The sequence below is a fragment of the Elioraea rosea genome (genome assembly GCF_007644105.1).
In the GTDB taxonomy this organism is placed as follows: domain Bacteria; phylum Pseudomonadota; class Alphaproteobacteria; order Acetobacterales; family Acetobacteraceae; genus Elioraea_A; species Elioraea_A rosea.
In genome coordinates this window covers 160,704-184,523 of the sequence record NZ_VFAC01000002.1, presented here as the reverse complement: position 1 = coordinate 184,523, position 23,820 = coordinate 160,704, and the positions used below count along the sequence as shown (strand labels likewise).

Sequence of the window (23,820 nt, the reverse complement as noted above, 5' to 3'; positions counted from 1 at the left end):
ATCGTCGCGACCGTTCGTCGTCGCGATCGACGGGCGGAGCGGGACGGGCAAGTCCACGCTGGCCGCTGCGCTAGCTGAGCGGCCCGATGCGGCGCTGATCGCCGGCTATGATTTCTACTCCGGCGGCACCGCCCTGCACGACGACGAGCCGGCTGTGCTTTCCGCGACCTGCATCGACTGGACACGCCAGCGCGACGTGCTGGCGACGGTGCGCGCCGGGCGCGCGGCAAACTGGCGCGCCTTCGACTGGGACGCCTTCGACGGTCGGCTGGTCGATGCGCTGACGGTGCTGACACCTCGCACCGTGGTCATTCTGGAAGGCGTGTATGCAGCGCGCCCCGAACTGGCCGATCTGCTCGACCTTCGCATCCTCGCCGTCGCGCAGGATGCCGAACGCGAGGCCAGACTGATCGCGCGCGAGGAGACGATAGGTCCGTGGGAGCGGCAGTGGCATGCAGCGGAAGCGCACTACTTCGCCAAGATCATGCGGCCCGAGGCGTTTCATCTCGCCTTTCATCCCACGGCGGGAGACCGGCATTCTGGGGCATCTCGCCCTGACGAACGGAGTTGAGCCAATGCCATCCTTCACTCAGGACCGGTTCATCGTGGAGGAGCGCGAGCCGGACGATGCGTGCGGTCCGGCACAGACTCTATGGATCAGCGAGCCGGGCGGCCTGACGCAGTTCGGTGCGAACATCGAGATCCTGCATCCCGGGTCGCGGTCCTCGCTCAAGCACTGGCACGCGGCGGAAGACGAGATGGTCTATGTTCTCGAAGGCGAGGTCACACTGATCGAGGGCGATTTCGTGACCCTGTTGCGCACTGGCGACGCGGCAACGTTCAGAGCAGGCGTCGCGGTCGGACATTACCTGCACAATCGTAGCGCCAGCCCGACACGTTGCCTCATCGTCGGCACACGCGCGCCAATCGACGCGATCCAATATCCAGACCACGACAGGGTATGCCATCGCGATCGTTCGTTGCCTGACGATGTCTGGACCGTTGGCACGGGGCAGCCGGCATCGAACCCGTACCGGTGACGCGGGGCCTCAGAAGCATGCATCGAGAAAGGCCGCCGCCGCGTCGGAAATGCCAACGATCTTGTCGGTCGCCTGGCGATAGAGCTTGAAGTTCAGTTCGGCTCCCGGCTCGCCGCCGGCCCCACCCTTCAGTGGCTTCAGCTCGTTCCGGCCAAGCCGGCGCTTCGCCAGCGCGGTATGCTGGACGGTGATGCTGACGCGCGGCGTCTGCCGTGTGATGCCGGGTCGTCGCGGTACCGCCTCGGCGGCGGTCACGATCCCGCGTGCGACGAGCCCCGCACCGCCGGTGTTCTCGCTCGCGAACACATACACCACGTCTCCGGCAGCGATGAGCCTGCCGCCGTACATCGTCTTCTGTGCCACGAAGACGAAGGTTTGCGCTTCCGGGTCAGCGATGGCGGTCTTGATGACAAATGACATTCCAACATTATCCGGAACGAACCCGCTCCACAACGAACAGGGCAGAGGCGGTGATGGACGAAATGGTGCGCAGATGGTTCCAGCGTGTCCAGGCGCTCAGGTAGTGCAGCCACTTCGCTTCGGCCCGCGCAATGTTCTCGCCGGCCCCGTCGAGCCGCGTATTCAGCGGCACGTTGAACGCGGCGGTCACGCCCGTCATCCCGGCGAGATGAACGACGGCGCCGAGCATCACCGGCCACGAGCGGGCCCCCCACAGTCCCACGATGCCAAGCAGCAACAGCAGCAGCGCCGCCAGCGGCGTGCCGAAGAACAGAGGCATGAAGGCGGAGCGCAGGATCACGCGGTTGATCGAGCGCATCGCGCCCATCCCGGCCGCGGGAGGAATGGCCCGCAGCGCGGTCATCACGAACGCCGAGAAGGCGAAGTAGACGCCCCCGATCGCACTGCAGCCGAGCGCACCAGCCCAGAGCAGCGCGGTGGCGAGTGTCTCACCCCTCATGGCCCGGCTGGCCGGTGAACACCGCCAGCTGCGCAGCGAATGCGCGCCCGAACGCAGGCCGCGCCTCGCCGCGGGCGACATAGGCGGCAAGGGTGGGGTGTTGCTCGAGCAGCCCCGACCCGGCCAGCCGTCGCAGCACCGTGATCATCATCAGGTCGCCAGAGGTGAAGCCGCCATCGAGCCAGTCGGCATCGCCCAGCCGCGTCGCGAGCTGGCTCAACCGCACATGCACGCGCTGCTTCAGCATCGGCTCGCGCGCAGCGTGCCAGGCCATGTCGCCCTCGAGCACCCGCGCCATATTGAACTCCCAGATCGGCGGCTCGACCGTATCGAGGGCAGCGAACATCCACGCGACAGCCCGTGCCCGCGCCTGCGCGTCATCCGGCAGCAGGCCCGGATGGCGCCCGGCGACATGGAGCACGATTGCGCCTGATTCGAACAGGACGAGACCGCCTTCCTGCCAGGTCGGGATCTGTCCGAACGGATGCAGCGCGCGGTGCGCTGGTTGCATCATGGCATCGAACGACACGAGCCGCACGTCATACGGCTGCCCCACCTACTCCAGCGCCCAGCGCCCAGCGCACGCGCATGTCGCGCGCGAGCCCCCTGCCGCGATCGGGCGAGCGTTCGAACGCCGTGATGGTGGGGATCACCGCACGCGTTCCCGCGCGTCACGCCTGCACGATCACCTCGAACCCGCCGAAGATCATGCGCGTGCCGTCGAACGGCATCTGCTCCTTTGACTGGGCAAGGCGCGGATCGTCGAACACCTTGCGCATGCCCGCATCACGCGTGGCCTTGTCGGGCCAGGTGGCCTAGGCGAACACCACCGTCTCATCGGGCTTGCGCAGCACGGCGGTGTGCAGCGAGTTCACCTTGCCTTCGGGCACATCGTCACCCCAGGATTCGACGTAGCTCCGTGCGCCATGTTCCTTGAACACCACCGCGGCGTCGGCCGCGAGGCTGCGGTAGGTCTCGTTGTTTGCGGTGGGCACCGCCAGCACGAACCCATCGACATACATCGCTTGTCCTCCTCTATCCGCGCCGTGCCGCCTCAATGGCGGCGATGTCGATCTTGCGCATGGTCATCATGGCCTCGAAGGCCCGTTTCGCCTCGCCACCGCCGGCGGCGATCGCCTCCGTCAATACGCGCGGCGTAATCTGCCAGTTCACGCCCCAGCGGTCCTTGCACCAGCCGCAGGCGCTCTCCTGCCCGCCGTTGGCGACGATGGCATCCCAGTACCGGTCGGTCTCCGCCTGGTCGTCGGTCGCGATCTGGAACCGCAGCGCTTGACGCGACCCTCGGCCACGACACGGCCGAGGCCCTGCAGCAAGGGCTCGCGAAGGCGCGATGACGGCAGCCAGCTGGGACGTTGTCTCGCGGCCCTGGCCAAGGCGAGGATGGCGCGCATGGAAACGCCGGACGCTTTCGAGATCATCCGCCGCACGCCGTCCGAACGCACGCGCCATCTCGTCTCCGCCATCGCGGGCTACCGGGAGACACGCGCAGCGGACCATCACCAGCGCGAGACGGCGGGCCTCGTCGTGCCGCTCATCATCAGCCTCGGCACGCCATTCCGGATCGCGCTGGGCCGCGAACCGCATGAGGCGGATCGCGTGGGGAGTTTCGCAGCGGGCCTGTATGCGGGGCCGGTCGACATCCGCTCCGACGGCAGTGCCGCCTGCGTGCAGGTGGATTTCACGCCGCTCGGCGCCTATCGCTGCCTCGGCGGCGCCGTCGTCGATCTCTGCGCGCGCATGGTCGATGCCGGGGATGTGTTCCGCGCGGCGGGACGGGCGCTGGTGGAGCGCGTCCGCGCGACGCCCTCCTGGCACGCCCGGTTCGATCTGGTCGAGGACTTCGTCGCCAGCCGCGACGACTTCGCGCCCTCGCCCGCCATCGCCTACGCCTGGCGCCGCCTCGCCGCGACTGGTGGTGCTGCGCGGATCGCCGGCCTCGCCGAGGAAATTGGCTGGAGCCGCACACATCTGGCCGAGCGGTTCCGGGTCGAGATCGGCGTCGGCCCTAAGCGGATCGCGCGGATGATGCGCTTCCGGCGGGCCTGCGTGCAGGCACAGGTACAGGCTGAGGCTGCCGGCCGCTGGGCCAGGATCGCCGCGTCCTGTGGCTATGCCGACCAGGCGCACCTGATCCGGGAGTTCGTGGCGCTGGCCGGAGAGCCGCCCGGCGCCTGGGCCCGCCGCGTCGCCCTGCGCGACCCGCGCCTGCGGCAGCCGGACGATCCCGCCTTCGGTTGACAAATCTTCAAGCCTGCCGCGCCGGCGGCGACGATGCTGGGCGCGACGACGTTCGACAGGAGCAGCCGATGCCAACGCCCACCACCGAAGCCCCCTGCATCTTTCCGACACTGCGGTGCCGGGACGCGGAGGCGATGATCACCTGGCTGAAGGAGCAGCTCGGCTTCACCGAGCATGCCGTCCACCGCAACGGCGGCATCGTGGAGCACGCCGAACTCGCCCTCGGCTCCTCGATCCTGATGCTCGGCCAGAGCCGCGACGATGCGTATGGCCGGCTCGTCGGCGATGCGGCCGGCCGGCGCACCGATGCGCTCTACGTCGCCATCGCCGATCCTGACGCACTGCATGCGACGCTGGCGGCAGCGGGTACCGAGTTTACCATGCCGCTGCGCGACACGAACTACGGCAGCCGGGAGTTCGCCTGCCGTGACCCGGAGGGCAATCTCTGGTCCTTCGGGACGTATTGGCCCAAGGCGCGCAGCGACGCCAACGGATGACGGCGCGAAGCACGCAGGAGACCGATGACGAGACACCGTGTGCGCTGCATCGCATTGTGCGGTCAGCGATGTGCAGGGGACGCGGCGGGCCTGCGGCGCAGCACCATGCCGCCATGGTGCAGCGTATCCGCGTCGACAAAATCGCCATCGGCGGTGAAGCCGGTGTCGTCCCAGTATTCGATGTGCGTGCCGGTGACCTCGTATCGCCCGAGATAGGCGCGCTCTCGCCGGCCACGGGCTTCGACATAGCGCCCGTTCGGCAGGAGTTCGTGGCGCACATGGCCGTCATCGGTGACCCACATGCCGACATAGGGATGGCTCGCTCGCATGGCGGTGTCCTCGGCGTGAACCGGTGCGCCCAGCAGGGTCGCAGTCAGCAGGACTGCGAATTGGCGGCGCATCGTCAGGCTCCTGTTGCATGGGTGGCGATCGGGCAGCGCGCCACGGCGGCGCCGCCGTGGATCAACTGCTGCACCAGCGGGCGCCGCACGAAGCGGGCTGGAAAGATCGGATCGGGTTCGCTGATCCGATTGAGGCGGTCGGCCTGGTCCGGCGATAACACCACCTCTAGCGCCGCCAGGTTTTCTTCCGTCTGGGCAACGGTGCGGGCGCCCAGGACGGGCGACACCACCGCGGGATTCGTCAGCGTCCAGGCCAGTGCGACCTGCGACGGAGTCGCGCCCGCTTCCGCGGCGACAGCGCGAACCTCTTCCGCGATCGCGATCGCGCGCGCATTGAGGTGTCCGGAGGCGGCGATCACGCCCTTGCGGCTGGGCGACACTGCCGCCTCGCGGGAATCCACCACGTCCGCCCGCGTGTACTTACCCGCCAGCAAGCCGCCGCCGAGCGGCGACCATGGCAGCACGCCGAGCCCGAGAGCCCGTGCCATCGGCATCAGCTCATGCTCGACGCTGCGTTCGACCAGGCTGTATTCGATCTGCAGCCCGACGAAGGGCGACCACCCGCGCAGCTCGGCGAGTGTCTGCATTTCGGCGACCCGCCAGGCGGGCGTGTTGCAGATGCCGGCGTAGAGGACCTTGCCCGCTCGGACGAGATCGTCGAGCGCCCGCATCACTTCCTCCGGCCGCGTCGTCATGTCCCAGGCGTGCAGGTAGAGAAGATCGATCCGGTCGGTGGCAAGCTGGCGCAGGCTCTGCTCGACCGAGCGGATCATGTTCAGCCGGTGGTTGCCGCCCGAATTCGGATTGCCGGGATCGCGCGCCATGGTGAACTTTGTCGCAAGCACGATCCGCTCGCGCTTGCCGCCGATGAACTCGCCGAGGAAGCGTTCCGACGCGCCGTCGGTGTAGTTCACCGCGGTGTCGACGAAGTTGCCGCCGCGATCGACATAGAGGTCGAAGATGCGGCGGGCCTCGCCGATCTCGGCACCCCACCCCCACTCCGATCCGAACGTCATCGTGCCCAGGCTCATGGGCGAGACGCGCAGGCCAGAACGGCCCAGCAGCCTGTAGGTATCGAGCATCATCGTGTGGCTCCTCTCTGATCAACGGCGCGACATCTAGAGAGGGTTGAACCAGCGGAGAACTCGCCCAATGCTGCCCACGGTGGTAAGGTGGAGTAACCAATGGCCGTGGACCTGACCGGCGTCTCCGTGTTCCTCGCCGTCGCGGAGGCGCGAAGCTTCCGCGCGGCTGCCGAGCACCTGGGTGTCACGCGATCGGCGGTGAGCCAGGCAATCCGTCGCCTCGAGGATCGGCTCGGCGTCGCGCTCGTGCAGCGCACGACGCGCAGTGTCAGCCTGACGGAGGCGGGAGCGCAGCTGCACCAGCGCATGGCGCCCGCCATCGGCGAGATCGGCGCGGCGCTGGATGCGACGGCGGATCGCGACAGCGCGCCGAGCGGGCTACTGCGGCTTGCTGTGTCCTCCATTGCCGAGCGCTTCATCGCGGGGCCGCTGCTGGCGGGTTTCGTGGATGCCCATCCTGCCGTCCAGATCGATGTCACGGTCACCGACGAGGAATTCGACATCGTCGCCGAGGGCTATGACGCAGGCGTGCGACTTGGCGAGGTGATCGCGCAGGACATGATCGCCATCCCGGTGTCGGGCGAGCAGCGTCAGACCGCCGTCGCCGCGCCGTCCTACATCGCGCGCTTCGGTGTGCCCGCGCATCCCTCGGAGCTGGTACGGCATCGCTGCATCGGCTGGCGCGCGGCGCCGCACACCGCGCCCTACCGTTGGGAATTCGGCGAAGACGGGCGGGAGTTCGACGTGGCGGTGGATCCGCAGATCACCACCAACGACATGGGGCTGATGATCCGCACGGCCTGCGCCGGTGGCGGCATCACCTTCGGCATGGAGGAAACGTTCAGGCCCCTTGTCTCGTCCGGTCAGTTGGTGCCGCTGCTGCAGATGTTCTTCCCGCCCTTTCCCGGCTTCTTCCTGTACTTTCCGAACCGGCGGAACCTCGCGCCGAAGCTGCGCGCGTTGATCGAGCATGTCAGGTGGCGCGGCACGACGCCCTGATCCTGGAAGCGGTCGCCTACCGGAACAATGCTGCCAGCCGGTCCGCGACGTGTCGTAGAGCCTGGTCGTGCTCGCGGCGGCGGTGCGAGACGAGCGAGAGCGTGAAACCCGCCACGGGAATTGGCGGCTCGAAAACGGCGAGACCTGTCGCCCGCTCCGCCACTCGCTTCGGCAGCATCGCGATCATTGTGGTGGACCGTAGCAGTGGCGCCACCATGTCGAATGTCGGAACGACGAGCCTGACGCGTCGCCGGAGACCGCGCTTTGCGAGCTCCGTATCGAGCGGCGTGCGCGCTTCGCCGCGCCCTGAGACAACGATGTGCGGATACGCGAGCCAGCGCTCGAGCGTGAAGCGACGCGCGGCCGGATGGCCCTCCCGCATGACGACGGCATAGGATTCCTCACTCAATGGCTCGCGGCGCAACTCGTCGTCGGCGGGGGGGGAAACGGAGACGGCAAGGTCGGTCGAGCCATCGGCCAGGGCATGCTTCGCCGCTTCGTTTCCGCGCCACGGTTGCAGAACGATATCGATGCCTGGAGCGGAACCTGCGAGGTCGGCAAGGAGTGGCTCGACCAGCAGAAGCGCGAGAGCGTCTGCCATCGTCAGGCGTATCGTCGCCTGGATTTCGGCAAGCGGGACCTTCGGGGGATCGATGAGCGCCGCTGCCGAGGCCAGCAGGGCCTTCAAGGGCTGGCGGAGACTTTCTGCCTTCGGCGTCAGCCGCATCGTCCCATGACGTCTTTCCAAGAGATCATCCCGGAAAAGGTGGCGGCAGCGCTGAAGCGCCGCGGACGTCGCCGGCTGCGAGAGCCCGACGCGATCGCCGGCGCGGCCGACATGTCCTTCGTCGAGAAGCGCGTCGAGAACGACCAGGAGGTTGAGATCGACTGAGCGTAAATTCACAAGGTGGATAATAGATCAGATCAACAATCGATTGGAAGGATTTCGCTCACGGGGTCATTTTCCGCCCTGTCCGTATCCGACGGACCCGAACCGATCCTTTGCGACAGGCTCGATAGAGGTGGACTGCATCAGATGACCCTGATCCTTCTTTTACACCCTGACCTGTCTCGGTCCCGCGTCAATGCGGCGCTGGCGAGCGCGGCCAGAGGCCTCGCGACGTCCAGATCGCCGACATGACGGCCCTCTACCCGCAGGGCATCGACATGGATCGCGACGGCGAGCGCGAAGCAGCCCGGCTTCTCGGTGCTGAGCGCATCGTCCTTCAGTTCCCAATGCAGTGGTACTCGACCCCTGCGGTGATGAAGGATTGGCAGGACAAGGTGCTCACCCGGATGGGCTACATCCGCCCGGATACGGAGGGCGCCGGTCTCTCCGGAAAGCCCGTCATGATCGCAGCGTCAATGGGCGCCGCCGAGGCCACCTATCGGCGGGAAGGGCGCAACCGCTTCACGGTTGCTGAGCTTCTCGTGCCGCTTCGCGCCACGGTGAACCGCTTTGCGATGGACTGGCGGGACACGTTTCTCCTGTACGGCACCGCCGACCTGGACGCGGTGGCCCTTGCGAATGCCGGGCGGGACTACCGCGACGCGCTCTCCCGCTTCGCGACGTCGCCCATCGTTGCAGGGGCCGCGCGATGAAGCCGGTCCACGACACCCTCCGGGACCTCGAGCGCGGCACGCCGTTCTGGTTCACCGCAAGCGGATGGCTCGTGCCGGCCGGGGTCCTCGGTCAGTTCCTCCTGGCGGGACAAGCGCTGTTCGGAGGAAGCGATTTTTCAACGCATGCCATCCTCGGCTCGCTTCTCGCACTCCCTGTGCTGGTGCTGCTTCTCGGCGCGCTTTCCGTGGGTTGCCTGCGCGGCTTCGGCTGGTGGGCAGGACTCCTCGCCGTCATCACCCTCGTGCAGTTCGTGCTGGCCGGCGGGGATGGCTCACCGCTCCTTGCCTATCATCCCGTCAACGGTGCGCTCGTGCTCGTCGCGAGTCTCGTTCTTCTCGCAAAGATCGAGCGCCGCCGGGCTCACGTCCAGGCGACGAAGGGATCGAACTGATGAACGCCACCCGCCGCGACGTCCTGCGCATAGCAAGCAGCCTTGCAGCAACCACCGTAGCTTCTTCCATCCTCACCTTCGAAGCGCTGGCCGCGGGCCGGCACGCGGACGGCGACAGGCTGCCCGCCTTCATGACCGGCCATTTCAAGCCGGTCATGGACGAGACGACTTCCTTCACGCTTCCTGTTCGTGGCGTGATCCCGTCGGCCCTGTCGGGCAGCTACTTCCGCAATGGTCACAACCCAAAGGACGGGATCAACCCGGGCGCCTGGTTCTACGGTTCGGGCATGGTGCACGGCATCCGTCTCTCCGGCGGCCGCGTCGAATGGTACCGGAACAGGTGGATGCGCACACCAGCGCTGGATGGCGCCAAGCTCTTCCGCGAGGACGGGACGATGGACCTCCACGCCAGTGCTGCGGCGACCAGCATCGTGCGCCATGCGGGCCGCATCCTCGCTCTGCAGGAGGTGAACCTGCCCTTCGAAATAACGCCCGAGCTCGAGACCGTCGGCGCGTACGATTTCGACGGTGCGCTCAAGACGATGATGACGGCACACCCGAAGATCTGTCCCGCGACCGGTGAGATGATCTTCATCGGCAATTCGCCGCTGCCTCCCCATCTCACTTATCACGTCGCGGATAAGGCGGGTCGGCTCGTGACGTCCGAGATCATCGAGGGACCTGGTCCGTCTGTGATCCACGACTTCGCGATCACGAAAAACCACGTCATCTGGTTTGACGGCTCGCTCGTCCTCAATCTCCAGAACGGTCTCGCCTTCCCCTATGATTTCGACCGCGGCTATCGCGGGCGCGTCGGCGTCATGAAGCGTGATCGTTCCGGCGGTGAACCGCCGGTCTGGATCGCCGTCGATCCGCACGTCTCCATCCACCTCGCCAATTCCTGGGAGGATGGGAGCGGGCGGATCGTCATTGAGGGCCCGTTCATGCACGAGCCTTCGTGGAGGTCGGCCAGCGACTTCATCAATGGGTCTGCGCCGCATGACGCGATGCCGGTCGGCGGTTGCTACCGCTCGCGCTGGACGATCGATCCGGCGCAGCGCACGGCCCGCAATGAGATCATGGACGACCTCGTCACCGAGTTCCCTACGATGAACCTCGCCTATACGGGGCGTGAGAGCCGCTACTCATACGCCTGCTCGTTCCCGGGGGGTGGGACGGAGACCTGCGGTATCGCCAAGTACGACCTTTCGACTGGCGAGCGCCAGCACCTCTCGTTGCCGATGGGTGTCTATGCCGGCGAACCGTGCTTCGCGGCCGACCCGACTGGCCAGGGCGAGGATCATGGCTGGCTCCTCACCTACATCACCGATCTGCGGACACGACAGGCCGAACTCTGGATCCTCGATGCCACGCGGGTAGCAGCGGGACCGATCGCCGCGATCGAGATGCCGGCATGGGTTCCCGCCGGGGTCCATGGTTCCTGGCTCGATGATCGCGAGACGTAGGCTCCGAGCCCACTGATCGAGCCAGAAGGCGACACCTGCGGCGAGCGTGATCGCTGCGAGAGAGGCGTGACCTTTCCAGCGCGCATCGCCCACCAACGATCATGGAGCAATTCTCATGACCCAACGCGAAGCCTTCATGTGGAGAGGCGCGTTGTCGGCAGGACACGAGGCCTCCGCCATGAGCTAGGCGCCGACACGGCGCGAGATCATCGAACTGGGAGCGGCCGCGATGGTCGCTCTCGCCGGCCTGCCGCGCGCGGCAGGAGCACAGAGCACCACCTCCACAGAAGGACGAGCCACCATGCCAACCGTGACGACAAACGACGGCGTCGAGATCTACTACAAGGACTGGGGCCCGCGCGACGCCCAGCCCATCGTGTTCCATCACGGCTGGCCGCTCTCGTCTGACGACTGGGACGCGCAGTTGCTGTTCTTCCTGCAGCACGGCTATCGCGTCGTCGCGCATGACCGGCGTGGCCATGGCCGCTCGGCCCAGGTGTCGGACGGCCACGACATGGATCATTACGCGGCGGATGCGTTCGCAGTGGCCGAGCACCTCAACCTCCGCAACGCCGTCCATATCGGGCATTCCACGGGCGGCGGCGAAGTGGTGCGGTACGTCGCGAAGCACGGCCAGCCGGCCGGCCGCGTCGCCAAGGCCGTGCTGGTGGCAGCCATCCCGCCGATCATGCTCCGCACCGATGCCTATCCGGGCGGCCTGCCGATGGAGGTGTTCGATGGCTTCCGCCATGCGCTGGCGGCCAATCGTGCGCAGTTCTTCCGCGATGTGCCGGCGGGGCCGTTCTACGGCTTCAACCGCCCGGGTGCGACCGCGCATGAAGGCGTAATCCAGAACTGGTGGCGGCAGGGCATGAGCGGCAGCGCCAAGGCCCATTACGAGGGCATCAAGGCATTCTCGGAGACCGACCAGACCGAGGACCTGAAGGCGATCACCGTGCCGACATTGGTGATGCACGGCGAGGACGACCAGGTCGTGCCGATCGACAGCTCGGCCAGGATCGCGGTCCGGCTGCTGAAGAGCGGCACGCTGAAGACCTATCCGGGCTTCTCCCACGGCATGCTCACGGTCAACGCCGGTGTGCTGAACCGTGACCTGCTCGCCTTTGTAAAGAGCTGAGCGGGAGTGCGGCCGACGGCAGCGGCGGCCGCGTGACGCGCCGCCACGACAGCACCCTTGTCCACCGCAATCGAAGGAGTGAGCCAATGACCCAACGCGAAGCCTTCTTTCCACCCAACCGCCACGCCCTGTACGAGAAGCATGGCTATTCCGCCGCAGTCCGATCCGGCGACCTGCTGTTCGTCTCCGGCCAGGTCGGCAGCCGCGACGATGGCAGCCCAGAGCCCGCTTTCGAGCGCCAGGTGCAGCGCGCCTTCGAGAACCTCCGGGCGACGCTCGGATCGGCCGGCTGCGGCTTCGATGACATCCTCGATGTGACCAGCTTCCACACCGACCCGCAGGTGCAGTTCGAGACCTTCATGAAGGTCAAGAACCAGCACTTCCCCAACCCGCCGCATCCGACCTGGACCGCGATCGGCGTCACGTGGCTCGCCGGGTTCGACTTCGAGATCAAGGTGATCGCGCGCAGTCCGGTCAGTCCCTGACAATGCGAGACCTGCCCGCATCGCGCCGCCGTGCCTTGCTCGCCGGCATGCTCGGCACCGCTCTCGTCACCGCGCTGTCACGTCTGTTTCCCATCCGTCTGGCCCAAGGCCAGGCAACGGAGGCCGCCATGCCGGCGATCAGCTACCCGGAAACGCGGCGCAGCGATGTCGTGGACGAGCGTTTCGGCTACCGGATCGCCGACCCCTACCGCTGGCTCGAGAACGACGCGCGCAGTGATCGCGAGGTCGCCGCCTGGATGGCCGCGCAGGACCGCACCACCCGTGCCTATCTCGCAACGTTGCCTATGCGCGATGCGTTCCACGCGCGGCTGACCACGCTGTTCGATCACGAGCGGCTCACCGCGCCGCTGCAGCGGGGCGGCCGCTACTTCTTCACGCGCAACGGCGGGCTCCACAACCAAGCCGTGCTCATCATGCGTGAGGGAGTGGACGGGCCTGATCGTGTGCTGATCGACCCGAATGCGTGGTCGAGCGACGGCACGACCGCACTCGCGGAATGGTCACCCTCCGAGGACGGCAGGCTCGTCGCTTTTGGGGTGCAGGAGTCCGGCAGCGACTGGCGGACGATCCGCATCCTCGACGTCGCGAGCGGCGTATTTCTTGAGGACGAGATTCGCTGGGCGCGGTTCACGACCATCGCCTGGGCCAAGGACGGCTCCGGATTCTTCTATTCGGGCTTTCCTGCGCCCGCCGACAACACGCCGTCGGCGGCGCCGGTGGGTGGCCATGCTGTGCATTTCCATGCGCTCGGAACGGCGCAGGCCCACGACCGCGTCCTCCATGCGACGCCCGACCAGCCGCATCTCGTGCACATCATCACGACAGTGACCGACGATGGCCGCCACGCCGCGATCTTCTCGTCCCCCGGGTCGGGCGGAAGCACACCTACGATCGTCGATCTCACGCGCCCCGGCTGGCCGTCGCGCACGCTCGTGTCGAACTTCGATCACTTCTGGGCCGTGATCGGGTGCATCGGCACGAGTGTCATCCTGGCCACGCAGCAAGGTGCTGCGCGCAGCAGGATCGTCACTTTTGATCTGGCTGCCGCCGATCCAGAATTCGTGGAGCTCGTCCCCGAGCAGGACGCCACGCTGAGCGATGCGGTCCTTCTCGGCGGCAGGCTCATCGTCTCCTACCTGGTCGACGCGCAAACCGAAGTGAGACGGTATCGGCTCGACGGCACACCCGACGGTGCGGTGGCGCTGCCCGGCATCGGAACCGCCGGCGGGTTCCGCGGCCGCCTCTCCGACAACGAGGCGTTCTTCACCTTCACCAGCTTCAATTCACCGACCACGATCCACCGCTACGACGTTTCCGCCAAGGCCAGCACGACGTGGGCGAAGGCTGACGTGACGATCGACCCGCGCATCGTCGTGGAGCAGCGCTTCTACGCCTCGAAGGACGGCACACGGGTGCCGATGTTCCTCGTCCGCCGTGCCGACATCGCCGGCCCGGCGCCGACCATGCTGCATGTCTACGGCGGATATGGGATCAGCGTCGTCCCGATGTACTCGCCTGCGCTCCTGGCATGGGTCGAGCGGGGTGGTGTCGTCGCGGTCGCCAACATCCGCGGCGGCGGGGAATACGGCAAGGCGTGGCACGATGCCGGCCGTCTGCTCGCCAAGCAGAACAGCTTCGACGATGTCATCGCCGCGGGCGAATACCTGAAGGCCGAAGGCATCGCCCCGCCGGATGGTCTCGCGATCCAGGGCTCGTCCAATGGCGGATTGATCGTCGGTGCCACGGTCAACCAGCGGCCCGACCTCTTCGCCGTCGCGCTGCCCGGCGTCGGCGTGATGGATATGCTGCGCTTCGACCGGTTCACCGGCGGTCGACTGTGGGTCAGTGAGTTTGGCGATCCTGCCGATGAAGCGGACTTCCGTAACCTGCTGGGCTACTCGCCTTACCACACCATCCGTTCCGGCGCGGCCTACCCCGCGATCCTCGTCACGACCGCCGACGCCGATGACCGCGTCGTGCCCGCCCACAGCTTCAAATACGTCGCCGCCTTGCAGGCCGCCGATCTCGGCGACCGTCCTCGTCTGCTGCGCATCGATACGCGCGCCGGCCACGGCACCGGCAAGCCGATCCCTCAGTTGATCGGGGAGATCACCGACATGTGGGCCTTCGCCGCACGATGGACGGGGCTGGCCTGACCATGGTGATCGACGCCGATCGTGTTCAAGCAAGGAGACTGCTCATGACCCATATCGCTCACGCATCGGCTTGGCGCACCGAGGCCGCACGATGATCACGCGCAGGACAATGATCGCCGGGACTGCGGCGACAGCGGCCAGCGCGCCCGTCGCGCCGCGCGCTGGGTCACGGAGCGGTCTCGGACAACTCGAGGTCTTAGAGGGTCGCAGCGTAGAAAGAGAAAGCCTGGCGAAATCGTTCCGGTAGCGCTCCGAAGGCAGAGGTCGTACGTTCGAATCGTATCGGGTCCACCAATCTCTCTCCCCTTGTATCGTGCGCGGCAGAACGTGCGAGCGCGACCACGCGCTGGCTGCGTGCACGCTCATGCCATCTTCCCCTACGCGCCCAGAAGCGCCCGGGCGGGCAGTCACCGCCCGGCAGCCGGCGGCTTTCAACGGACGGTCGTATGCAAAGTGGCGGGTTGAGCTCGGTTGCAGCCGATTCCGCCTTGCACACTTGCAACGGTCCCGATGTGATTGTCCGACCATGGGGGGAGAGTTCCAGATGCGCGTCTGCACGTTCGCCGCGGTGATTGCCGGTTTCGTCACAGCCACGGCGCCGGCGCTCGCCGCGCCGATCATCTTCAGCTACACCGGCTCGCTTCAAATCTACGCGTTGCTGGACCCCGGCGATTACCGGATTACCGCCGCCGGTGCGTCGGGCGGCCCCACCAACGTAAAGGACGGCGGGTTCGGCGCCCTCGCCGAGGGCATCTTCACGTTCAACGGCACTGAGACGCTGAACATCATCGTCGGGCGGAACGGTGGCCTTGGCTTTGGCGGCGGTGGCGGTGGTGGAGGCAGCTTCGTGTTCCTGCTGGGCAGCCCGGCGACTCCGCTGGTCGTGGCAGGTGGTGGCGGCGGGGCCAATGGGAGTTCCACGGTGATCTCCCAGACAGGCCTCAATGCGTCGCTGACGCTGAACGGCACCGCCGGCGGGAACGCCGGTGGCGCGGGCGGCACCGCGGGCTTCGGCGGAACCTCGGGCGAGAGCGGCGCCTTCGGCGGCGGGGGTGGCGGCTTTCTTGGCGCTGGCATCGGGGTAGGTGGCAATAATTGGGGCGGCGGCGCGGCGACAGGGACCGCGGCGGGCGGCAGCAGCGGAACGAGTGGCGGCAACGGCGGTTATGGCGGCGGCGCCGGCGGCGGCGGCTTCGGGTCGGGCGGCGGCGGCGGTGGCTTCAGTGGTGGCGGCGGTGGTGGCAGCTCTCAACTCGGCGGCGGGCCGGGCGGTGGCGGTGGCTCCTATGTCAATAGCCTTTTCGGCGGCTACATCCCGGGCAGCCAGTCGCTCTCGCTGGTCGACACGTTCGGGGCTGGCTCCGTGACCATCGAGTTCCTCGGGCGCGGCGGCGGCACGGCGGTGCCGGCTCCAGGCGGCCTTGCCGTGTTCGCCGTTGCGCTGTTCGGCCTTGCCATGGTTCGCCGGGTGCGGACCGCGATTGGGTGAGGGCGTCGCGCACTCAGCCTTCGCCCGACGGGAGGTCGCGCACCAGAAGCACGGTGTCGCCGCGGTACTTGCAAGGGGAGGGATCCGGCAGGGGGCGAGCGTCGATGCGGTGGAAACCGTGCCGGAGGTAGAAAGCCTCCGCACGCGGCGTGGCGGAGAAGGTTTGCACGCTCATGCCCGAGCAACCTGCCTTGCGCGCCCTCCGTTCCGCCGCGGAGAGTAGCCGCGCGCCGATGCCCCGGCACCGCCACGCCTCGTAGAGAGCGAAGGCGTTGATGTACCAGCTTCCCGGAACGACCCGCTCCAGTTCCAGGAAGGGACGCAGAACGGGTCCTATTGTCGCGAGGTCGGTATCGTCCTCCTTGAGCCGGTAGCCGAGGATCATGCCGATCGTGCGGCCGCTTTCCTCTGCGACGATGGCGTTGGTCCACGAGAAGCCGCCGACATCGCGCCGTGCCCGGCGGGCGCCGACATCGAGGACGGATTCCCCCGGTTCCGCCATGCCCAACCAGAGCCATTCCGGAATGCCGGCACCGGCAATGGTGATCAGCTCCGCAAGCGCGAGGGCATCTTCAGGTGTCGCGCCACGCAGGGTGATTGGTCCGCTCATTCTCTCCTGTCGCTCCCGGGCTCGCGGCGCATGGTGGTGTGCGGAACCTGGATGATGCCGCAGCATGGCCAAGCGGTGGTGTTGACGCCTGTGTGAAACGACGAGGCCTCGCGGCGGGGGCCACCGGGTCTCAGGCGGCGAGCACGCACAGCCCCTGCGGCCTCACGGCGAGGGCGACCTGGTCCCCCACCTTCCGCGGAGAACCGGTCTCGGGGCAGACGATGAACACCTCGCCCGCCTCGCTATCGACCAGGTATTCCATCGTCGCGCCGAGATAGGCCGCCGCCGTCACGGTGCCGGCGAGTGCCGCGGCAGGGTCGGCGACTGGAACGAGGCGGACCGCTTCCGGCCGTACGGCCAGCGTGATCGCGCCTTCGGCCGCACCGTGATGCGGCAGCACGACGCGCGCGGAGCCGAGCACCACCGTGCCCTCTTCCGGCCCGCGCTGCTCGAGCCGTGCGGCAAGGCGGTTCGACTCGCCGATGAACCCGGCAACGAAGGCGCTCGCGGGGCGCTCATAGAGGTCGCGCGGCCCGCCCTGCTGGGCGATCACCGCATTGTTCATCACGATGATCTCGTCGCTGATCGCGAGCGCCTCGCTCTGGTCATGCGTGACGTAGACGACCGTGAGGCCGAGGCGCTGCTGCAGCGCGCGGATCTCCTCGCGCATGTGCCGCCGAAGCCGTGCATCGAGGTTGGAGAGCGGCTCGTCGAACAGCATCACGCCTGGCTGCAGCACGAGCGCCCGCGCAACGGCGACGCGCTGCTGCTGCCCGCCCGAGAGCTCGCTCGGCAGCCTGTTGCCGAAGCCTTCGAGGCCGACCTGGGCGAGCGCGGCGAGCGCGGCCTCATTGGCGTCGCGCTTGCGCCGGCCGGAGACGACGAGGCCATAGCGCACGTTCTCGAGCACCGTCATGTGCGGGAAGAGCGCGTAGGACTGGAACACCATCGACACGTCGCGCTCGGCAGGCGGCATGCCCGTTACGTCGCGGCCGCCGATCAGGACCCTCCCCTCGCTCGGCTGCTCGAGGCCGGCGATCATCCTCAGCGTCGTTGTCTTGCCGCAGCCGGATGGGCCGAGAAGGGTCACGAGCGTGCCGGGTGCGACGGAGAACGAGACGTCGCGCACCGCGACAGCCTCGCCGTAGCGCTTTGTGACGTTCTCGAAACGGACATCGAGAGCCTTGCGGGCCTCCGTCATGCGCGGGCTCCGGCAGCGAGGGCGGGGGCGCGGCGTCGTATCCTGCGGGAGCCAACCACCACCTGGATGAGGGCAAGCACGGCGCCCATCGTCACGATCAGCGCCGTGGAAGTGGTGATCGCGACACCATAGTCGCCGTTGATCACGCGGTTGATGATGAAGACGGTCGCGAGCTCGTACTCGGCGGAGACGAGGAAGATCACCGCACTCACCGTCGTCACCGCGCGGACGAAGGAATAGGCGAGCGCGGCGATGATGGCGGGCCGGAGAAGCGGCAGGATCACGCGCCTGAGCGCATCGAGTCCGCCGCCGCCGAGGGTGAAGGAGGCCTCGTCAAGGCTGCGGTCGATCTGGCTCATCGCGGCCATGCCGGAGCGTAGGCCGACGGAGAGGTTTCGGAACATGAAGCAGAGAACGATGATGATGCCCGTGCCGGTGAGCTCCAGCGGCGGCACGTTGAAGGCGTAGATGTAGGCCACGCCGATGACCGTTCCGGGAACGGCGAAGGACAGCATCGTCGCGAACTCGAGCGCGCGGCGACCGACGAAGCTCTGGCGCGTGAACAGCCACGCCGCGATGATGCCAAGCGCCGCGGTGAGGGGGGCCGCGACGGCGGCGAGCTTCACCGTCGTCCAGACGCTGTTCCACGCGACGCCGGACCAGATGAGCCCACGCGCCGACCATTCGAGGTCGAACGCGCGCACGAGGTGGCGCAGCGTCGGCGTGTAGTCGCGCCCCCAGGTCTCGACGAAGCCGCCCGTCAGCGCCATCGCGTAGAGCAGGATGGTCAACCCCGCCCAGGGTAGGGCGACGCCGAGGCAGAGCCGGCGCACCCAGGCGGGAAGGGGCGGGTGCACGCCGCCATCGCCCTTGCCTGCGATCGAGACGTAGCTCCGGCTGCCGGTGATGCGAGCCTGCGCCCAGAACGCGCCCAGTGCGAAGACCAGGAGCACGAGCGCGAGCGTCGCCGCCCGGCCAGCATCGGCCTGCGCGCCCACGACGGCGAAGAAGATCTCGGTCGAGAGCACGCCGAAATTACCGCCGAGCACGATGGGGTTGCCGAAATCGGCGATGCTCTCGACGAAGGCGACGAGGAACGCGTTCGCGATGCCCGGCCGCATCAGCGGCAGCGAGACGGTCGCGAAGGTGTGCCAGCGATTGGCGCGAAGCGTCTGCGCCGCTTCCTCCATCGTCGGGCTCACGCCTTCGACGACGCCGATGAGGACGAGGAACACGGTTGGCGTGAAGGCGAACATCTGCGCGAGCCACACGCCCTGCAGCCCATAGATCCACCGCCCGCCCTCGATGCCGAAGGCGCCGTAGAGAAGCTGGTTGACGATGCCCGACCGGCCGAAGATCAGGATCAGGCCGAGCCCGATCACGAAGCTCGGCGTGATGATCGGCAGGATCGTCAGCGTACGCAGCGCGCGGGGAAAGCGTATGCCGCCGCGCGTGACGAGAAGGGCGAAGGCGAGGCCGAGCGCGGTCGTGCCGCCTGCCGTCATCAGCGCAAGCATCAGCGTGTTCCAGGCCACGCCGCAGCGCGGCGCGCCGGCGAGGCAGGCGAGCCCCCAGGTCCGGTCATCGCCGAGGCGGCCGAACAGCGCGCCGAGTGTGTAGGTCCCCTCGCTCGTGCGGAACGCATCCGAAAGCAGGCTCGCGATCGGAAGGAAGGTGAAGAGGATGACAGCGAGCGCGACGGTGCCGACGGCGCCTGCGGTGAACGGGTCACCCCTGAAAAAACCGAGTCCGGCAAGGCCCGTCGTTGCCATCCAGAGGAAGGCGAGAGCGGCGAGCGTCGCGCCGGTGCCGATGCCGAACTGCCGATCGCCCAGCGGCCCGAACACGGCCTCGAGCACCGCGAAGCGCCACCCCCCGAGACCGATCGCGTAGCCCTGGATGATCAGCGCGAGCAGTCCGAGCGTGCCGCACGCGGCAAGCGCGCGTGCGAGGGAGCGCCTGGCAGGCAGCAGAAGCGACGCCGCGGCAGCGGCAGCCGTCGCCAGCACCGGCCAGAGCCACCAGCGCCCGAACAGAAGCGCCTGGCTCACCGCCGGTGCGTGGTCGGGCTCGGTGAGCCATCCGCCCGACCAGTCGATGTCGGCGAGCCTGTCCTGGACCAGGTACCAGGGCGGCAGCACGACCCCGGCGAGAGCCAGGGCCGCGAGCCACAGCGCGGCGCGCCGCATGGCGCCGGGCTCAGCGCGGCAGGCTGTTCACCTCGCGGTCCCACCGCTCGATCAGGCGGCGGCGCTCCGCGCTCTGGCCGTAGCGGGCGAAGTCGTACTCGATCAGCTTGATGTTCTCGAAGCGCGGCGCGCCTTCGGGAATGGGAGCGTTGCGGTTGGAGGGGATCTGGAACTGCTTCGTGTCCGCACCGAGCTTCTGCGCGTCCGGCGTCAGCGCCCAGTCATAGAAGCGCCGCGCGTTCCGCTCGTTGCGCGAGCCGCGGATGATGCTCATCGAGCCGATCTCGTAGCCCGTGCCTTCGCATGGCGTCGCATTTCCGACCGGGAAGCCGGCCACGCGCTCGGTTACCGCGTCATGCACGAAGCTGATCGAGACGGCCGTTTCGCCGCGCGCGACGGCCTTGATCGGCCCCGTGCCGCTGCGTGGATAGGCGTTGATGTTGCGGTGGAGGGCCTTGAGGTAGGTGAAGGCCTCCTCCTCCCCCATCAGCTGCACCATCGTCGCGATCATCACATAGGCGGTGCCCGAGCTGTTCGGGTTCGCCATCTGGATCTCGTTGCGGAACTCCGGTTTCAACAGATCGGCCCAGCACGCGGGCGCGGTGATGTTGCGGCGCGCGAGAAGCTCGGTGTTGAAGCCGAAGCCCAGCGCTCCGGCATAGATGCCGACGGTGCGGTAGCGGCTGTCTGCCGCCTGCTTCTGCGCCCAGGGGTGAAGCTGCTCCATGTTCGGCGAGCGGTACTCGGCCGACAGGTTGTCCTCCGCCGCCTGCAGGTGCGGGTCGCCGGTGCCGCCGAACCAGATGTCGCCGCGCGGGTTCTGCGCCTCGGCGCGGATCTGCGCGAGCACCTCGCCAGAGCCCTTCTGGGTCATCGCCACGCGCACGCCGGTCTCGCGCTGGAACGCGTTCGCGACCGCCTGGCACCACTCCACCTGCGCGCTGCAATAGACGTTCAGCGAGCCCTGCGCGGATGCCCCGCCGCTTGCTGCGACACCGGCCGCGACCAGCGCGGCCAGGAGTGGGCGTGTGGTCATTGTCACGTCTCCCTACGTCACGGTCTGAGGAAAGTCAGCTGTTCGGGATCGGCTGCGAGCTGCACCCGCGTGCCGGGGGCGAGTGCCTCGCGCCCCCGCAGATGCGGCTCGTCGACATAGAAGGTGAGGCCATGCGCCTCGATCGCGTAGCGGACATGGCCGCCGAGGAACTCCGTGCGCCGCACCTCGCCCGCGATCGACGGCGCTCGGCCGTTCTCGCTGATGCTGAGCGCCTGGGGGCGAAGAGCGACGAGCGCGCGGCCCGGTGCGACGTCGTCCGGTGCAGGAAGCACGATGCCCTCCGCGCTCCGGAACACCAGGCCCTCCTGCTGCCGCGCCACCTCGCCCTCGACGAGGTTGGCCGTGCCGAGGAAGCCGGCGACGAAGCGGTTGGCCGGTCGATCGTAGAGATCGACAGGCCTGCCGATCTGCTGGATTCGGCCGCCATCGAGCACGGCCATGCGGTCGGAGATGGCGTTCGCCTCCTCCTGGTCGTGCGTCACGAAGATGGTCGTCAGCCCTGTCTTGCGCTGGAGCGCGCGCAGTTCGCCGCGCATCTCGACGCGAAGCTGCGCATCGAGGTTCGACAGCGGCTCGTCGAGCAGGAGCACCTCGGGTTCGATGACGACCGTTCGCGCCAGCGCCACGCGCTGCTGCTGCCCGCCCGAGAGCTGTGCAGGGCGGCGCCCGCCATATCCCTCGAGGCCGACGAGGTCGAGCGCCTGCTCGACCCGGCGCGCGACCTCTGCCCGCGGCACACGGCGGCGATGCAGGCCGAATGCGACGTTCTCCGCCACCGTCATGTGCGGCCAGAGCGCGTAGTTCTGGAACACCATGCCGACATTCCGGTCCCACGGCGGCGCGCCTGTGACGTCACGCCCGCCGACGCGGATGGCACCTCGCTCGGGCCGCCCGAAGCCCGCGATGAGCCGCAGAAGGGTGGTCTTGCCCGAGCCGGAGGGCCCGAGGAAGGCGAAGAACTCGCCCCGCGGCACGGCGAGGCTGACATCGTCGAGAATGACGTTCGCGCCGTAGGCGAAACTGACGGCATCGACCTCGACGCCGTTCGGGGGCGCATTCATGCGGCGATGACCTCGCGCGAGCGGCGGGCACGGTCGCGCTCCGCCAAGCTGTGGGAAAGCCAGGTGCCGACGGCAACGACGGCGACGGCGATGACGCCGAGCGCGGCGCCGGGGCCGCGGCCGGCCGGAGACTGCATGTAGACGTAAATCGCGTAGGAGAGCGGCGCGTTCACGTCCCGCGTCACGAGCAGAAGCGTGGCGGAGAGCTCGACCGCGGCAGTGGCGAAGGACGTCACGAACCCGGCCGCGATGCCGCCGATCATGAGCGGCACGACGATGCGCGTCAGCGTCAGCATCTTGCCCGCGCCGAGCATCTCGGCCGCCTCCTCGATGCTGACATGGAGCTGCCGCATCGCCGCGTCGCATGCACGCAGCGCATAGGGCAGGCGGCGGACGGCATAGACGATGGTGAGCATCAGCCCCGATGTTGCGAACGAGCCCTCGATGCCCGGGATGCTCACCTCGAAATAGGTGCGCAGGATGCCGATGCCGAGCACGAGCCCCGGCACCGCGAGCGAGGCCGTCGCCGCCTGGTCGAGCAGCCGCCGGCCCGGGAGCGAGGTGCGCTGGACGAGATAGGCGATCGCGACACCGAGCACGACGTCGAGCAGCCCCGCCCCGCCGCAATAGAGAAGCGTGTTGACGAGATACTGCGTGCTCTCGCGCAAGACGGTGCCGTAATGCGCCAGGGTGAAGGCATCAGGCAGCGGGCTGAACGACCAGACCGTGCCGAGCGAGAGAAGCAGGATGCCGACATGCGGCGACAGCACGATGAGCAGGGTCAGCCCGATGAAGCCCCAGGCGACGGCCGCCTCGCCGCTGCTCATCCGCCGCCGCTGCAGCCCGCCGCCGCCGCGCTGCTGGGTGGCGTAGTCGCGCCCGCGCAGAAGCAGCGCCGCGCCGCCCATCGCCGCGAGCGAGACGACCACCATGATGACCGAGATGACGTAGCCCACCGGGTCAGCCAGCCCCACCGAGGTGATCCGCAGATAGGCCTGGGGGGCGAGCATTGCGGTGACGTTGAGGAGAAGCGGCGTGGCTAGGTCGTCGAACACTTTCACGAAGACGAGCGAGGCACCGGCGATGTAGCCGGGGAAGGCGAGGGGGAACACGATCGTTCGGAACAGCGTCCAGCCGCGCGCGCCGAGATTTTGCGCGCTTTCCTCCATGGCACTGTCGATGTTGGACAGTGCGGCGGAGAGGTTCAGCAGGATGAAGGGGAAATAGTGGATGCCCTCGACGAAGATGACCCCGTTCAGCCCCTCCATGAACGGGATGCGGAAGCCGAACGCGTCGTTCAGCAGCAGGTTCACCGTGCCGTTTCGGCCGTAGATGAGCTGCATCGCGATGGCGCCGACGAAGGGCGGCATCACGAGCGGGATGACGCCGAGCGTGTGGATGATGCCGGCACCAGGGAAGTCGAACCGCGCGATGAAATAGGCAAGCGGCACAGCGATGATGGTGGCAAGCACCACCGTCATCGCCGCGACATAGGTCGAGTTGTAGAGCGACTCCCGGAACAGCGTGCTCGCGAAGAAGTCGCCGAAATGGACGAGCGTAAACCCGTTCGGCCCCTGGAACGCGACCCAGGCGACGCGCAGCACGGGCACGAGCAGGAACGCAACGAGGAACGCCGCGACGGCAAGCGCAAGCACGACCTGCGCCGGGCTCGCGCCGAACGAACGCAGCCCTCCGAGCCGGCCGGTCGTTGCCATGGCCGTCGCCGCCATTC

25 protein-coding genes and 1 pseudogene are annotated in these 23,820 nt (G+C 67.9%); 12 read left to right on the top strand and 14 right to left on the bottom strand.

The window, feature by feature from the left end; genetic code table 11:
- The first annotated feature begins 154 nt into the window (after positions 1-154).
- Positions 155-571, top strand: coding sequence for a hypothetical protein (locus FIF60_RS02530; RefSeq protein ID WP_144183509.1), 417 nt, complete (start codon positions 155-157; stop codon positions 569-571).
- Positions 572-575: 4 nt separating this feature from the next.
- Complete coding sequence (locus FIF60_RS02525) at positions 576-1,040, top strand: cupin domain-containing protein (RefSeq protein WP_144183507.1); 465 nt, start codon at positions 576-578, stop codon at positions 1,038-1,040.
- 9 nt (positions 1,041-1,049) lie between these two features.
- On the opposite strand, the gene FIF60_RS02520 is transcribed toward FIF60_RS02525, so the two are convergent.
- The 5 genes and pseudogenes from FIF60_RS02520 to FIF60_RS22310 all read right to left on the bottom strand — a co-directional run bounded on the left by FIF60_RS02520 (position 1,050) and on the right by FIF60_RS22310 (position 3,429).
- Complete coding sequence (locus FIF60_RS02520) at positions 1,050-1,460, bottom strand: hypothetical protein (RefSeq protein WP_144183505.1); 411 nt, start codon at positions 1,458-1,460, stop codon at positions 1,050-1,052.
- 7 nt (positions 1,461-1,467) lie between these two features.
- Positions 1,468-1,863, bottom strand: coding sequence for an anthrone oxygenase family protein (locus FIF60_RS02515; RefSeq protein WP_204251076.1), 396 nt, complete (start codon positions 1,861-1,863; stop codon positions 1,468-1,470).
- A gap of 85 nt (positions 1,864-1,948) precedes the next feature.
- The gene (locus FIF60_RS02510; protein ID WP_204251075.1) at positions 1,949-2,497 is read right to left on the bottom strand and encodes a glutathione S-transferase family protein; all 549 of its coding nucleotides are present in this window, start codon (positions 2,495-2,497) and stop codon (positions 1,949-1,951) included.
- 133 nt (positions 2,498-2,630) lie between these two features.
- Positions 2,631-2,981: pseudogene (locus tag FIF60_RS02505) on the bottom strand (DUF1428 domain-containing protein).
- 13 nt (positions 2,982-2,994) lie between these two features.
- Positions 2,995-3,429: a VOC family protein gene (locus FIF60_RS22310; RefSeq protein ID WP_338032056.1), complete on the bottom strand. Its 435-nt coding sequence runs from the start codon at positions 3,427-3,429 to the stop codon at positions 2,995-2,997.
- Here FIF60_RS22310 and FIF60_RS02495 point away from each other — a divergent pair.
- Both FIF60_RS02495 and FIF60_RS02490 read left to right on the top strand, forming a co-directional pair.
- The gene (locus FIF60_RS02495; RefSeq protein WP_204251074.1) at positions 3,370-4,218 is read left to right on the top strand and encodes a helix-turn-helix domain-containing protein; all 849 of its coding nucleotides are present in this window, start codon (positions 3,370-3,372) and stop codon (positions 4,216-4,218) included. The genes FIF60_RS22310 and FIF60_RS02495 overlap by 60 nt on opposite strands.
- 68 nt (positions 4,219-4,286) lie before the next feature.
- Positions 4,287-4,715, top strand: a complete 429-nt coding sequence (locus FIF60_RS02490) for a VOC family protein (RefSeq protein WP_144183499.1) — start codon at positions 4,287-4,289, stop codon at positions 4,713-4,715.
- Positions 4,716-4,777: 62 nt separating this feature from the next.
- Here the strand turns inward: FIF60_RS02490 and FIF60_RS02485 are convergent, their stop codons facing one another.
- Both FIF60_RS02485 and FIF60_RS02480 read right to left on the bottom strand, forming a co-directional pair.
- Positions 4,778-5,116 (bottom strand): Atu4866 domain-containing protein, encoded by a 339-nt coding sequence (locus tag FIF60_RS02485; RefSeq protein WP_144183497.1) that lies wholly within the window; start codon positions 5,114-5,116, stop codon positions 4,778-4,780.
- Between the two features lie 2 nt (positions 5,117-5,118).
- A complete protein-coding gene (locus FIF60_RS02480) occupies positions 5,119-6,201 on the bottom strand; it encodes an aldo/keto reductase (protein WP_144183495.1) in 1,083 nt (360 codons plus the stop codon).
- Positions 6,202-6,300: 99 nt separating this feature from the next.
- Here FIF60_RS02480 and FIF60_RS02475 point away from each other — a divergent pair, with 99 nt between their 5' ends.
- On the top strand, positions 6,301-7,200 hold the full coding sequence (locus FIF60_RS02475; RefSeq protein WP_144183493.1) for a LysR family transcriptional regulator: 900 nt from the start codon (positions 6,301-6,303) through the stop codon (positions 7,198-7,200).
- A gap of 16 nt (positions 7,201-7,216) precedes the next feature.
- Here FIF60_RS02475 and FIF60_RS02470 read toward each other — a convergent pair whose 3' ends face one another.
- Complete coding sequence (locus FIF60_RS02470; protein WP_144183491.1) at positions 7,217-8,104, bottom strand: LysR family transcriptional regulator; 888 nt, start codon at positions 8,102-8,104, stop codon at positions 7,217-7,219.
- A gap of 233 nt (positions 8,105-8,337) precedes the next feature.
- Between FIF60_RS02470 and FIF60_RS02465 the strand changes: the two genes are divergently transcribed.
- The 7 genes from FIF60_RS02465 to FIF60_RS21865 all read left to right on the top strand — a co-directional run bounded on the left by FIF60_RS02465 (position 8,338) and on the right by FIF60_RS21865 (position 15,970).
- Complete coding sequence (locus tag FIF60_RS02465) at positions 8,338-8,802, top strand: NAD(P)H-dependent oxidoreductase (RefSeq protein WP_204251073.1); 465 nt, start codon at positions 8,338-8,340, stop codon at positions 8,800-8,802.
- Entirely contained in the window at positions 8,799-9,215 is a 417-nt protein-coding gene (locus tag FIF60_RS02460) for a DUF6220 domain-containing protein (protein ID WP_144183489.1), read from the top strand. The genes FIF60_RS02465 and FIF60_RS02460 overlap by 4 nt, the downstream gene beginning before the upstream one ends.
- Positions 9,215-10,681, top strand: coding sequence for a carotenoid oxygenase family protein (locus FIF60_RS02455; RefSeq protein WP_204251072.1), 1,467 nt, complete (start codon positions 9,215-9,217; stop codon positions 10,679-10,681). The genes FIF60_RS02460 and FIF60_RS02455 overlap by 1 nt, the downstream gene beginning before the upstream one ends.
- A gap of 301 nt (positions 10,682-10,982) precedes the next feature.
- Positions 10,983-11,819 (top strand): alpha/beta fold hydrolase, encoded by an 837-nt coding sequence (locus FIF60_RS02450; RefSeq protein ID WP_204251071.1) that lies wholly within the window; start codon positions 10,983-10,985, stop codon positions 11,817-11,819.
- A gap of 86 nt (positions 11,820-11,905) precedes the next feature.
- On the top strand, positions 11,906-12,304 hold the full coding sequence (locus FIF60_RS02445) for a RidA family protein (RefSeq protein WP_144183485.1): 399 nt from the start codon (positions 11,906-11,908) through the stop codon (positions 12,302-12,304).
- Positions 12,305-12,306: 2 nt separating this feature from the next.
- Positions 12,307-14,481, top strand: a complete 2,175-nt coding sequence (locus FIF60_RS02440) for a prolyl oligopeptidase family serine peptidase (RefSeq protein WP_204251070.1) — start codon at positions 12,307-12,309, stop codon at positions 14,479-14,481.
- 544 nt (positions 14,482-15,025) lie between these two features.
- Positions 15,026-15,970, top strand: coding sequence for a hypothetical protein (locus tag FIF60_RS21865; RefSeq protein ID WP_162616868.1), 945 nt, complete (start codon positions 15,026-15,028; stop codon positions 15,968-15,970).
- A gap of 13 nt (positions 15,971-15,983) precedes the next feature.
- Here the strand turns inward: FIF60_RS21865 and FIF60_RS02435 are convergent, their stop codons facing one another.
- From FIF60_RS02435 to FIF60_RS02410, 6 genes are all read right to left on the bottom strand, one after another.
- Positions 15,984-16,580: a GNAT family N-acetyltransferase gene (locus FIF60_RS02435; protein WP_158639029.1), complete on the bottom strand. Its 597-nt coding sequence runs from the start codon at positions 16,578-16,580 to the stop codon at positions 15,984-15,986.
- 130 nt (positions 16,581-16,710) lie between these two features.
- Positions 16,711-17,781 carry an ABC transporter ATP-binding protein gene (locus FIF60_RS02430; RefSeq protein WP_144183480.1) on the bottom strand — a complete coding sequence of 357 codons (1,071 nt, stop codon included), beginning with the start codon at positions 17,779-17,781 and terminating at the stop codon, positions 16,711-16,713.
- Complete coding sequence (locus FIF60_RS02425) at positions 17,778-19,970, bottom strand: ABC transporter permease (RefSeq protein ID WP_144183478.1); 2,193 nt, start codon at positions 19,968-19,970, stop codon at positions 17,778-17,780. The genes FIF60_RS02430 and FIF60_RS02425 overlap by 4 nt, the downstream gene beginning before the upstream one ends.
- A gap of 10 nt (positions 19,971-19,980) precedes the next feature.
- Positions 19,981-21,006 (bottom strand): ABC transporter substrate-binding protein, encoded by a 1,026-nt coding sequence (locus FIF60_RS02420; protein ID WP_144183476.1) that lies wholly within the window; start codon positions 21,004-21,006, stop codon positions 19,981-19,983.
- Between the two features lie 17 nt (positions 21,007-21,023).
- Positions 21,024-22,088 carry an ABC transporter ATP-binding protein gene (locus FIF60_RS02415; RefSeq protein WP_144183474.1) on the bottom strand — a complete coding sequence of 355 codons (1,065 nt, stop codon included), beginning with the start codon at positions 22,086-22,088 and terminating at the stop codon, positions 21,024-21,026.
- Positions 22,085-23,803, bottom strand: coding sequence for an ABC transporter permease (locus FIF60_RS02410; RefSeq protein WP_144183472.1), 1,719 nt, complete (start codon positions 23,801-23,803; stop codon positions 22,085-22,087). The genes FIF60_RS02415 and FIF60_RS02410 overlap by 4 nt, the downstream gene beginning before the upstream one ends.
- Positions 23,804-23,820: the final 17 nt, after the last annotated feature.

Coding starts and splice junctions, on each gene's coding strand:
- FIF60_RS02430 (WP_144183480.1), bottom strand. CDS start 17,781: ATGACGGAGGCCCGCAAGGCTCTCGATGTCCGTTTCGAGAACGTCACA.
- FIF60_RS02425 (WP_144183478.1), bottom strand. CDS start 19,970: ATGCGGCGCGCCGCGCTGTGGCTCGCGGCCCTGGCTCTCGCCGGGGTC.
- FIF60_RS02495 (WP_204251074.1), top strand. CDS start 3,370: ATGGAAACGCCGGACGCTTTCGAGATCATCCGCCGCACGCCGTCCGAA.
- FIF60_RS02435 (WP_158639029.1), bottom strand. CDS start 16,580: ATGAGCGGACCAATCACCCTGCGTGGCGCGACACCTGAAGATGCCCTC.
- FIF60_RS02490 (WP_144183499.1), top strand. CDS start 4,287: ATGCCAACGCCCACCACCGAAGCCCCCTGCATCTTTCCGACACTGCGG.
- FIF60_RS02420 (WP_144183476.1), bottom strand. CDS start 21,006: ATGACCACACGCCCACTCCTGGCCGCGCTGGTCGCGGCCGGTGTCGCA.
- FIF60_RS02515 (WP_204251076.1), bottom strand. CDS start 1,863: ATGACCGCGCTGCGGGCCATTCCTCCCGCGGCCGGGATGGGCGCGATG.
- FIF60_RS22310 (WP_338032056.1), bottom strand. CDS start 3,429: ATGGCGCGTGCGTTCGGACGGCGTGCGGCGGATGATCTCGAAAGCGTC.
- FIF60_RS02455 (WP_204251072.1), top strand. CDS start 9,215: ATGAACGCCACCCGCCGCGACGTCCTGCGCATAGCAAGCAGCCTTGCA.
- FIF60_RS02475 (WP_144183493.1), top strand. CDS start 6,301: ATGGCCGTGGACCTGACCGGCGTCTCCGTGTTCCTCGCCGTCGCGGAG.
- FIF60_RS02485 (WP_144183497.1), bottom strand. CDS start 5,116: ATGCGCCGCCAATTCGCAGTCCTGCTGACTGCGACCCTGCTGGGCGCA.
- FIF60_RS02450 (WP_204251071.1), top strand. CDS start 10,983: ATGCCAACCGTGACGACAAACGACGGCGTCGAGATCTACTACAAGGAC.
- FIF60_RS02445 (WP_144183485.1), top strand. CDS start 11,906: ATGACCCAACGCGAAGCCTTCTTTCCACCCAACCGCCACGCCCTGTAC.
- FIF60_RS02440 (WP_204251070.1), top strand. CDS start 12,307: ATGCGAGACCTGCCCGCATCGCGCCGCCGTGCCTTGCTCGCCGGCATG.
- FIF60_RS02410 (WP_144183472.1), bottom strand. CDS start 23,803: ATGGCAACGACCGGCCGGCTCGGAGGGCTGCGTTCGTTCGGCGCGAGC.
- FIF60_RS02415 (WP_144183474.1), bottom strand. CDS start 22,088: ATGAATGCGCCCCCGAACGGCGTCGAGGTCGATGCCGTCAGTTTCGCC.
- FIF60_RS21865 (WP_162616868.1), top strand. CDS start 15,026: ATGCGCGTCTGCACGTTCGCCGCGGTGATTGCCGGTTTCGTCACAGCC.
- FIF60_RS02520 (WP_144183505.1), bottom strand. CDS start 1,460: ATGTCATTTGTCATCAAGACCGCCATCGCTGACCCGGAAGCGCAAACC.
- FIF60_RS02525 (WP_144183507.1), top strand. CDS start 576: ATGCCATCCTTCACTCAGGACCGGTTCATCGTGGAGGAGCGCGAGCCG.
- FIF60_RS02460 (WP_144183489.1), top strand. CDS start 8,799: ATGAAGCCGGTCCACGACACCCTCCGGGACCTCGAGCGCGGCACGCCG.
- FIF60_RS02480 (WP_144183495.1), bottom strand. CDS start 6,201: ATGATGCTCGATACCTACAGGCTGCTGGGCCGTTCTGGCCTGCGCGTC.
- FIF60_RS02465 (WP_204251073.1), top strand. CDS start 8,338: ATGACGGCCCTCTACCCGCAGGGCATCGACATGGATCGCGACGGCGAG.